Here is a 6,733-nt window from a genome sequence, read left to right on the forward strand (position 1 = left end):
GTATCCTTTGGGTGTCATTATCCCTGCCCGTAAAGGCATAAATAACGGGTGTTTTTATTTATTCCGCTAACGACAACTCTTCAATTTTCTCGAGAATATTGATGGACGGATCGGACGCAACGACACGTAAATCCAGATGCACACCGAGATCATCCAGTTCACGAAAGGCGTTAATATCTGATGCGTCTAATGAGACGGCTTTGGTTAATTGTTTTTTACCCGGTTGCCAGGCCATGCCGCCAATATTCAGGGTTTCTATCTGAACGCCTTGTTTAACCATCGCCAGTGCATCCTGCGGCCGGGTAAATAAATAGAAGACTGTCTCGTCTTTATATTGCGGGTTATGGTAGACCGCGATCGCCTTTTCGATATTAACAACATTGACTTTCATGCCCGGCGGGGCAGCCTGGCGTAATAACGTGCGGCGAACCTCATCGTTATAAACATCGTCATTGCAGATAATAATCCGCTGTGCATTTGCCACCTTTGACCACACCGTGGTGACCTGCCCGTGAATCAAACGATCATCAATACGTGCCAGCGTAATATTCATCACAAATCCTCCTCGGTTGTTTGCGGGGGCTGCCAGACAACACAGGCCTGCCGGGCAATGGTTATCAGGTGTCTACAGAGTTCATCCACGTTCATGCTGTGCTGGTTGTCGACCAGTTCCAGCGCCATCGGTAGCGAAAGTCCGCTGATAACGCGAATTTCGGGGTTGCGCATGGCAAGGGTTGCAGCAGCGTTCCACGGGCTACCAAACTGGAGATCCACCGCAATTAGCCACGTATCATCCGGGCGGGTGTTGATGCACGACACCATTTTTTCGGCAATGTCGTGGGCGTTTTCGCCGGGGACAAATTCCAGCGCATCGACGCTCACTTCACCGTAGACCATCTTCACGGAATCCCGCATGGCGCAGGCCAGCGAGCCGTGGGCACAAAAAAGAGCATTGACCATGGTGACTCCTTAACCGCGTGTTTTGCCGCCGGCAATGTTTGTGGTCACGCCGGTAAGGTAGCTGGCGCGTTCTGACAGCAGGTAACAGATAAAATCGGCCACTTCACACAGTTTCCCTGAGCGACCCAGCGGAATCGCGTTTTTGCTGTACCCTTCGCGCAACTGCTCAACGGTAATATTGCGGGTCCAGGCCAGTGCCTCTTCATACTCCGGTGTGCGCAGCCCGGTTTTTTCCAGGATCCCAGGTGCGACGCCCACCACCCGGATGCCATGTTTACCCAGCTCTTTGGCCCAGGATCGTGTAAAGCTATTCATCGCGGCTTTGGTGGCGGCATAACAACTCTGGCCTTCTGATCCTTCCAGCCCGCTTTCGGAAGAGACATTCACAATTACGCCGCCGCGCTGTTTCACCATCTGGCGCGCTACCGCTTGCGACATTAAAAACACCCCTTTTTGATTGATGTTGACCATTTTTTCAAATGCGGCTTCATTTAATTCATATTTGCCATCCGGGGCTTTTTCATCGACCAGTAGGCGCGGGAAGTTAATTCCTGCGTTATTGACCAGACCGTCAATATGCCCGAAGTGGTGAATCACGCCATTAATAGCCAGGTTCACACCCCCCGCGCTGGAAATATCCGTCTGCCAGAAGCGATAATTGGGATGGTTATTATATCTCCCGTCTCCAGGGTGAATATCCACCATTTGTATCTTTGCGCCTTGCGCTAATAATTCGTCGACAATGGCGAGCCCGATTCCGGATGCGCCGCCCGTAACAACAATGATTTTGCCCTGCAGATTTAACCAGTTGTGCATATATTTCTCCTGATGTTGGCCAAAAGTAGCCCCCATAAAATGAATTATGTAAAAGCGTAATAGCGATAATTACTTCAGTAAGAGATCGGCTGTTTCTCGGTTAGTCACTAAACAGTTAATATGTTCCCCCCTTAATGCGCCTAAAATTCCGTTGTATTTCTCCTCACCCATGGCAATGCCAATAGAGTAACGCGCCTTCTTCAGTTGATGCGTTTCTATAGAGAGCGTTTTTTCACTCATCCTCGTTTCTACCGTTGCGCCTTGAATGTCGTAAAAGCGCGAGCAAATGTCGCCAGCCACCTGGCGGGTACACAGATCGTCGCTCTCTTCACTGGCGTAAAAGGCATGCCAGTTCGCGCCGTTACGGATAGCCGGGGAACCGATGCCCACGACCGCAATATCGAGATTGTCCCAGTAAGCGGAGATGGTTCTAAAGTGCTGGGACTGCATAATACCGTTACGGATCAGGGCGTTGTCCAGCAGTGCCGGAAAGTCGGCGAGGTGCGATTCCCCTTTTAATCTTGCGGCAGCGCTGTAGGTCAGGGTATTGACGTGATAGCGGCTTTCCAGCTTGCCGGAAGGGCCACCCACGACAGGTACGCAGATAAGCTGGCGTGACTGGCTGGCATGGGGTAACCGCTCTACCAGCGCACGGACGGCCTGCCCCCAGGAAAAGCCAATGATATCCCCGGGTTCCAGTAAACGTTCCAGTAACTGCGCGCCGCAGATGCCCATCAGATCAAGTTGTACCTCCTCCTGTTCGTTGTCGCATGCGATCACCACAGCCTCTTTCAGACCATATTTCTCTTTAAGTTGTTGCTCACGCCACAGGTTTTCGTTGTAGTCGTAATTAATGGCAATGGTGACGATACCCTGCTGGCGGCCACGTTTTAGCAGGCGGCTGATGGTGGTCCGGTAAATGCTCAGCTCCCGGGCAATTTGCGCCTGTGTCATTTCCTGCTCGTAATAAAGCTGCGCGATTTTTACGATCAGGCGAATATCATCACTGTTTTGATTTAGCATCCTTCGCCTCTTGCACATATGTGCCAACAACGAAATCGGTTTGGTTATTCGATATAACCTTGTCGGCAGTCTGCGGCAAAACAATTTACTTCCCTTTTCAGCGGCAAAAACCCCGTTTTGTATTGCACATTTGTTTTCAGGCTTCGCGAACGCGGGCACATCTGTGCAGGGGAAAATAACCCACTGATTATTTAGCGTTTTATCCGGCAATATCACTGTGTGAAGCCGCGGGCACTTTTGTGTTGAAAGCCGTGGCAGATCACATTTATTGCCGCTGCCAGCGCCTGCACGTTTTCATCCCCTGGCAGCAAGTGAGTAGAGGTTTTAATGCCCGGTACCGGCATGCTCTCGCTGAAGCACAGAGGCAGTATGCCACTCCGCACAGGGCATTACATTAGCGTGACAATTAATAAGGTATTGATTTTATTGGTAATATTTGGATGCATTTAATCGAGTTTAACATTAGGGTACCGCCAGGTCTCACCAAAACCGGGACAGGCAGCTGTTCGGTAAAACCGAACAACGGTATTTTTGTTTGTTATGCAACTGGTGGCTAGGATTTATCTTAATTTATTGGCCGGGGCAAAAAATATTAAATGCGTTATGGTCAAGTGTGTTCAGGTTACAGTTTAATATGTTCAACTACGCTAAAAGGAGACACCAGCAAGGGATTTTCCATCTGGTTATTTATCTATGTTAAACCGAATAACAGTTATGCTTCCTGTTGATGGGCTTCTTTTCTGGAAGCTCTCTGGTCACGAAGCGATATCACAGCCCTTTATGTTAAATTTGGTATTACTTGGAACAGATGCACGCATTGATCGCAGTGCATTGCTGGGGCAGCCTGTAACTATTAGTATTCCAACCAAAAATGCACAAAATCCACGATATTTCAATTGAAAAGTTACTGCCGTTGCGGTGAGCGCTGTTGAGTTGTCAGGAAGTCGCTATGCATCCTACTCACTTACGGTTGAATCGGATTTATGGCCAATGCAGCGCGATCGTAATATGCGCATATTTCAGGATCAAACTGTACCGCAAATTATTCAAACCATTCTTGCTGAATATAACATTAATTTCGAGGATGTTCTTATTGGAAGCTATCGTCTATGGGATTATTGTGTTCAGTATCAAGAAAGCAGCTTTGATTTCATATGCCGCCTGATGGAACTTGAAGGGATAGCATATTACTTCCGGCATGAACAGGATAAGCATACGCTCGTTTTGGTTGATTCAGTGGAACAATACGGTACCGCAGAAGGTTATGAAATAATACCTTATCAACATACTCCTTCAGGAGGAAGTACAACGACCGAGGGAATTGCTCAATGGGCTATGGAAAATTTTGTAACACCGGGTCTTTATAGCTTAGACGATTATGACTTCCGCAAGCCTAATGCATGGCTTCATCAGGCAAGGCAGAATCCCTCGTCACCGAAACCTGGCGAAATTGATGTATATGACTGGCCGGGACGTTTTGTTGAGCATGGACATGGCGAAAGTTATGCACGAATCCGCCAGCAGAGATGGCAGGTAGAACATCACCATATTAACGGAACTGGGACAGCGATTGGTATTGCGCCAGGTAAAACATTCTTATTGAGTAATGCTCCGTTTTTTAGTGATAACGGTGAATATCTTACTACTGAAGCACATTATCAGTTTGAGGAAAACCGTTATGCAAGTGGCTCTGATAATGCCACTGTCCACCGCATCGATTTTACAGTCATACCTTCAACCGTCGTCTTTAGACCCCCTCAAATAACAGCATGGCCAAGAACCTATGGCCCCCAAACAGCGAAGGTTGTTGGGCCCCAAGGAGAAAGCATATGGACCGATAGATATGGGCGAATAAAGGTTAAATTTCATTGGGATCGATATGGAAAAGGTGATGATACATCTTCATGCTGGGTTCGTGTATCCAGCGCCTGGGCCGGGCAAGGGTTCGGCGGTGTGCAGATTCCTCGCGTTCATGATGAAGTTGTCATTGACTTTATTAACGGTGACCCTGATCGGCCTATAGTGACAGGACGCGTTTACAATGAAGCCAGTATGCCGCCATGGGAACTGCCAAACGATGCTACACGAATGGGGTTTATGACTCGAAGCAAGGACGGTAACAAAGACAATGCGAGTTATCTCTTCTTCGAAGATCGAGCGGGCAGTGAAACGGTAGATTTGCATTCAGAACGTGACATGAATGTCTCGGTGGAGAATGACAAAACTGTAAATATTGATGGTCACCGCTCAACTAAAATAGGAAAAACTCAGAATGATGAAGTAACCGGTGATGCTTCTTTTTATTTTAAGGCGAAACGTACCACGACTGTAGACAGTGAAGAAACGGCAACCTTTAACTTAGGAAAGACAACAACCATTTCTAAAGGCCGTCAGCTAAAAATCACTGACGGTGGTGATGTATCCGATATAAAGGGAAATGTTACTACACTAATTGATGGATCGGTTGATACGAAGATAAAAACGGGTTGGCAATATCTCACGCTTGAAGATGGTAGTATGTGGGTCAAGATATCAACAGGCGGACGTAATGTAGAAATACAAGATGGTGATGAGCTATTAATTCATGGCGGTGGTCGAAAAAATACTATAAGAGGTGGTGTAAGTACTACCATTACTGGTGACTGGGTACAAAAAATTACTAAAGGCGATATTACGATATCTACCCCAGATACTATTACAATAAAAGGTGATAAAAAGGTCGATATACAAGCCCCTGACTGGTTTGAATTTAAAGCATTTGCTCTAGCCCTCAAACTTAATGAGACATCCCTCGGCTTAACTGAAATTGCTTCAAGAGGGTTTAAGTATGAGACCAATCCTATCCAGATAAAACTTAGAGGAAGCGGTGGGGCGCGCTTTGAGATCCTCGGTAATAAAATTGAAAGAAACATTGTGTCAGTGAAAAATGCCGTACTAAGTATAATCACATGAGGATTGAAATGGAGAAGTATACGGGATTGATAGCAATTATTGGCCCTCTGGCCATAATAAGTTTCTTCGTCTTCTATATGCTGCAAGGTTATTTTTTATACTTGAAAATTAAAAAAGACCCTGTGTATGTCAAAGCGCAGATCGTGAGTTACTTCCCAAGGACACCAAATGAGTTGGGTAAGGTTGATATTGTAATGACGTATAGTTTTAAGGCTAATAATAAAACCTACACAAAGGATAAACAAACCCTTAATATCAATACTGTAGATTTGAATAAATACGGTGTCGGTAAAGAAGTGCCAGTGGTCTATTATAGAGGGAATCCTGATTATAGCAAGATTGATGTTTATGATAAGAGCTTGCATAATTAATTATTATTCAGTTTCAAAAGACCGGCATAAGCCGGTCTAAGATTAGCCATTATGCATCGGGTTCATCGCACTTTGACAACCAGGCCGCTTTGCTTTTCCCATTCAGCGCGAGATTGCTCTGTATGCTTTGATTATTCCGGTGCTTTTTATAATTCAGCCATACTCTTTCAGTTACGGATCAGATGCATGTTTGATCCTGAGGTTTTGCTCGTTTAATTTATATTCCCGTAAGTACCATTTATATAAGTCAAAATATGTATAAAAAATCTATACACATCACTATACATATTTTTCATGGATTCAGGGAGAACCTATCGGACTGTTACGGATGAATGACTTGATAAATCTATTGAAAATTAAGTGTTTTTTAGACTTTTTCGGATGGGTGCGGAGCAACTTTGGCGGATCACAGGAGTCGCACCTGATCAATAATCACATTGAATTTATTGATTATTTTTCTATTCGATTTTCTGAAATGCCCCCAATTGTGCCCCCACATGTTTTTCCTTAATGATCAACTGGCTTATTTATGAGCGTTTCAAGCCAAGATTGAACTGTGTGACCTGCCCCCAGGATTAGATACAACCTTCAGTTAGTAATGTCGGTTGGTT

At 45.7% G+C, this 6,733-nt stretch carries 5 protein-coding genes and 1 pseudogene; 2 read left to right on the top strand and 4 right to left on the bottom strand.

Annotation, left to right across the window (positions count from 1 at the left end; translation table 11 throughout):
* Positions 1-58: 58 nt before the first annotated feature.
* From RTX30_RS21790 to RTX30_RS21805, 4 genes are all read right to left on the bottom strand, one after another.
* Positions 59-553, bottom strand: a complete 495-nt coding sequence (locus tag RTX30_RS21790; protein WP_312692807.1) for a mannose/fructose/sorbose PTS transporter subunit IIB — start codon at positions 551-553, stop codon at positions 59-61.
* Positions 553-960, bottom strand: a complete 408-nt coding sequence (locus RTX30_RS21795; protein WP_312692795.1) for a mannose/fructose/sorbose PTS transporter subunit IIA — start codon at positions 958-960, stop codon at positions 553-555. Before RTX30_RS21795 ends, RTX30_RS21790 begins: the two co-directional genes overlap by 1 nt.
* Positions 961-969: 9 nt before the next feature.
* Positions 970-1,776 (bottom strand): SDR family oxidoreductase, encoded by an 807-nt coding sequence (locus RTX30_RS21800; protein WP_312692797.1) that lies wholly within the window; start codon positions 1,774-1,776, stop codon positions 970-972.
* A gap of 69 nt (positions 1,777-1,845) precedes the next feature.
* Positions 1,846-2,799 carry a sugar-binding transcriptional regulator gene (locus RTX30_RS21805; protein WP_312692799.1) on the bottom strand — a complete coding sequence of 318 codons (954 nt, stop codon included), beginning with the start codon at positions 2,797-2,799 and terminating at the stop codon, positions 1,846-1,848.
* A gap of 693 nt (positions 2,800-3,492) precedes the next feature.
* Between RTX30_RS21805 and RTX30_RS21810 the strand changes: the two are divergent.
* Together RTX30_RS21810 and RTX30_RS21815 are read left to right on the top strand one after the other, a co-directional pair.
* Positions 3,493-5,751 (top strand): annotated as a pseudogene (locus RTX30_RS21810) (type VI secretion system Vgr family protein).
* A gap of 8 nt (positions 5,752-5,759) precedes the next feature.
* The gene (locus RTX30_RS21815) at positions 5,760-6,122 is read left to right on the top strand and encodes a hypothetical protein (protein ID WP_312692801.1); all 363 of its coding nucleotides are present in this window, start codon (positions 5,760-5,762) and stop codon (positions 6,120-6,122) included.
* Positions 6,123-6,733 lie beyond the last annotated feature (611 nt).

This window comes from Kosakonia sp. (genome assembly GCF_032052965.1).
Taxonomy (GTDB): Bacteria; Pseudomonadota; Gammaproteobacteria; order Enterobacterales; family Enterobacteriaceae; genus Kosakonia.

Coding starts and splice junctions, on each gene's coding strand:
- RTX30_RS21800 (WP_312692797.1), bottom strand. CDS start 1,776: ATGCACAACTGGTTAAATCTGCAGGGCAAAATCATTGTTGTTACGGGC.
- RTX30_RS21815 (WP_312692801.1), top strand. CDS start 5,760: ATGGAGAAGTATACGGGATTGATAGCAATTATTGGCCCTCTGGCCATA.
- RTX30_RS21795 (WP_312692795.1), bottom strand. CDS start 960: ATGGTCAATGCTCTTTTTTGTGCCCACGGCTCGCTGGCCTGCGCCATG.
- RTX30_RS21790 (WP_312692807.1), bottom strand. CDS start 553: ATGAATATTACGCTGGCACGTATTGATGATCGTTTGATTCACGGGCAG.
- RTX30_RS21805 (WP_312692799.1), bottom strand. CDS start 2,799: ATGCTAAATCAAAACAGTGATGATATTCGCCTGATCGTAAAAATCGCG.